This window comes from Nocardia sp. NPDC003345, from assembly GCF_053589395.1.
The window spans coordinates 1-2,879 of sequence record NZ_JBSFRU010000504.1 but is presented as its reverse complement, the minus strand read 5'-3'; the positions used below and the strand labels follow the sequence as shown (position 1 = coordinate 2,879).

Here is a 2,879-nt window from a genome sequence, read left to right as displayed (position 1 = left end):
CGCCGATCCGTCCATCGATATCTATTTCGACGCGCAGGTCACCGCACGGCTGCTCCGGCCACCCGCCGCACGCGCGCAGTACCGACACAGTCGCCGGCGACGGATGTTCCGGCCGCACGACGACACGAGGAGGCGATATGGCATCGACGACCGGCGACGATCCGGCACCCCGCTCCGGGCGGCCGCTCCCGCTGCTGTCCCTGGACACCGAGTTCTTCTGGACCTCGGGCGCCGACGGGCACCTCCGCGTCCAGGAATGCCGGGCGTGTTCGGCGCTGATCCATCCCCCGCAGCCGATCTGCCGGTACTGCCGGGCCCGTGATCTCGCGCCCCGGATCGTCTCGGGCACCGCGATACTGGCGTCGTTCACGGTGAACGAGCGCTTCGCGCTGCCCGGTCTGCCGCCACCGTATGTGGTGGCCACGGTGGCCCTCGAAGAGGACGACCGGGTCCGGCTGACCACCAATATCGTCGACTGCGATCCGGCCGAACTCACCCTGGGCATGCGGCTCGAGGTGGTGTTCCAGCAGGACGACGACGTCTGGCTGCCACTGTTCCGCCCGGCCGCCGAACAGGCCGGACCGGCCCCGCTGCCCGTCGACGAGATCCCGCCACAGGAAATCTCGCAGCACGTCGCGCCCATGCGCGGGCGCACCAAATTCGAGGACAGTGTCGCGCTCACCGGGATCGGTATGTCCGATATCGGACGCCGGCTCATGCGGCCTCCGCTGGAACTCACCGTGGACGCCTGCGAACGGGCCATCGCCGACGCGGGCCTGAGCATCGACGATATCGACGGCCTGTCCTCCTATCCCGGCGGCGGGAACCTCGGCGGTTTCGGCGAGGGCGGCGTCACAGCGCTCGAGGCGGCCCTGGGTATCAGGCCCACCTGGCACAACGGCGGTATCGAAACCTTCGGCCCGGGCGGGTCGGTGATCGCGGCGATGCTCGCGGTGCACGCCGGGCTGGCCACCCATGTGCTGTGTTTCCGCACGGTCTGGGAGGCCACCTTCAACGAGCTGATGAAACGCGGCACCATCACCCCGGGCGGCGGCGGCCGGACCGGCAGCTGGCTGAATCCGTTCGGCGCCACCTCCGCGGCCCACACCCTGGCGCAGAAGGCGCAGCGGCATTTCCACGATTACGGCACCACCCGCGAGACCCTGGGCTGGGTGGCCCTGAACCAGCGCGCCAACGCCGCCCTGAACCCGAGCGCCGTCTACCGCGACCCGATGACGATGGACGACTACCTGAACGCGCGGCCGATCACCACGCCGTTCGGTCTCTACGACTGCGATGTGCCCTGCGACGGCGCGGTCGCGGTGATCGTCTCGGCCGCCGAGGCCGCGGCGGATCTGCCGGTTCCGGCCATCCGGGTCGAGGCGGTGGGCACCCAGATCGTGGAACGTATCGAATGGGACCAGAGCACCCTCACCCACGAACCGCAGGTCCTCGGCCCGGCGGCACATATGTGGACCCGCACCGATCTGCGGCCCGACGATGTGGACGTGGCCGAACTGTACGACGGCTTCACCATCAACTGCGTGTCGTGGATCGAGGCGCTGGGCTTCTGCAAGATCGGTGAGGCCAAGGATTTCCTGGAGGGCGGCAAGAACATCGCCCGCGACGGCATCCTGCCGCTGAACACCCACGGCGGCCAGCTCTCCCACGGCCGCACCCACGGCATGGGCCTGCTGCACGAGGCGATCGTGCAGTTGCGCGGCACCGCCGGGGAACGCCAGGTGCGCGACGCCCGGGTCGCGGTGGTCTCCAGCGGTGGTCTCACCCCGGGCGGCGCCATGCTGCTGCGGAGTGAATCCTGATGGGCGGGCCGCCGCGGGGGGCGCGGTGACCCTGACCGAGTCCGAATTGGCGCCCGCCGATTCCGGCGGGCCGCTACCGGTCGTCGCCGAGGTACCCGAGGCCGGCGGTATCCCGGTCTCCGGCCTGCTGGCGGAGGCGGCCGCCCCGCGCGCGGTGGTGGTCGCCTTGCACGGCGGCGCGGTCGATTCCCGCTATTTCGATTGCCCCGGCCACCCGGAACTGTCCCTGCTGCGGCTGGGGCAACGGCTCGGATACACCGTGCTGGCACTGGACCGCCCGGGTTTCCGTAGTTCGGCGCCCTACGCCGAGCGTCTCACCGATCCCCGCCGCCGGGTCGATCTGATGTACGGCGCGGTCGACGCGCTGCTGGACGGATCCCCCCGGGGCGCGGGCGTTTTCCTGCTCGCTCATTCCGCGGGTTGCGAACTCGCGGTCCGGATGGCGGCGGCCGATCGCGGCGCGCGACTACTCGGACTGGAACTGGCCGGTACCGGGCGCCGACATCAGCCCGCCGCCCAGGAACTGCTGTGGGGCCCGGCCCGGATGGCCGGGCAGCGGCCGCAGGGAGTCGGGCGGCTGATCTGGGAACAACCCCGTCTCTACCCGCGCGATGTCCTGGGCGGGGCGAGCGTTTCCGCGCGCGGCTCGGCCCTGGAATCGCGTAACCTGCACGACTGGGCGGAACGGGATTTCCTCGGGCTCGCGCCCGATATCCGGATTCCGGTGCGCTACAGCCTCGGCGAATACGAACGGGTGTGGCGTAACGATCCCGAGGAGATGACGGCGGCCGGCACGCTGTTCACCGCGGCACCGCGGGTCGTGCTGAACCTCAGACCCAATACCGGCCACAACATCAGCCTCGGCCATACGGCCACCGCCTACCACCTCGATGTGCTCTCCTTCGCCGAGGAATGCCGCATCGCCCGCGAGACCGGACAGTTCTCCGGGCCCATCCTGCAATTCGACGGCGGCGCGACGGCGCCGCCGGAAAGGTAACCGATGGACGTCACCGATTTCGCCCTGTTCCTGCTCCGGCTGGTCGTGGGGGCGACCAT

At 70.3% G+C, this 2,879-nt stretch carries 2 protein-coding genes; both read left to right on the top strand.

Features of this window, described 5'->3' with window-relative positions; all coding sequences use genetic code 11:
* Window positions 1-137: 137 nt before the first annotated feature.
* Complete coding sequence (locus tag ACWDU1_RS31280) at window positions 138-1,823, top strand: thiolase C-terminal domain-containing protein (protein ID WP_450004011.1); 1,686 nt, start codon at window positions 138-140, stop codon at window positions 1,821-1,823.
* Window positions 1,813-2,820: an alpha/beta hydrolase gene (locus ACWDU1_RS31275; protein ID WP_450004009.1), complete on the top strand. Its 1,008-nt coding sequence runs from the start codon at window positions 1,813-1,815 to the stop codon at window positions 2,818-2,820. Before ACWDU1_RS31280 ends, ACWDU1_RS31275 begins: the two co-directional genes overlap by 11 nt.
* Window positions 2,821-2,879: the final 59 nt, after the last annotated feature.

What these genes read in the sequence shown, in the direction of transcription:
- ACWDU1_RS31280 (WP_450004011.1), top strand. Translation starts at nt 138, where the DNA reads ATGGCATCGACGACCGGCGACGATCCGGCACCCCGCTCCGGGCGGCCG.